The 265-nt window shown below is 36.6% G+C and carries 1 protein-coding gene; it reads left to right on the top strand.

The features are described 5' to 3' along the window. A partial coding sequence (locus tag ADA55_RS06735) for a transposase (RefSeq protein ID WP_153246101.1) occupies positions 1-265 on the top strand: 265 nt, incomplete at both ends.

Below are 265 nucleotides of genomic sequence, written 5' to 3'. Positions count from 1 at the left end.
ACCTTAAGCCTGGATATGTATATTAATATGCTTCTTGAATACAAAAAGCATCTATCCAAGCTTGAAGATGAGATAGATGCTTTAGCAAAAGGTATTGAAGAGTGTAAGATTATCCAATCGATCCCTGGTATCGGTGAAAAAATCGCTGCCACGATAATTTCTGAAATTGGGGAAATTGATCGGTTTAATCACCCTAAGAAACTGGTTGCATTTGCCGGAATCGATCCAAGTGTTTTTGAATCTGGTACATTCAAAGGTACTTTAA

Source organism: Bacillus sp. 220_BSPC, from assembly GCF_001054655.1.
Lineage (GTDB): Bacteria > Bacillota > Bacilli > Bacillales > DSM-1321 > Peribacillus > Peribacillus frigoritolerans.
The sequence above is the reverse complement of the archived record's forward strand: the minus strand, read 5'-3'. Positions and strand labels throughout refer to the sequence as shown.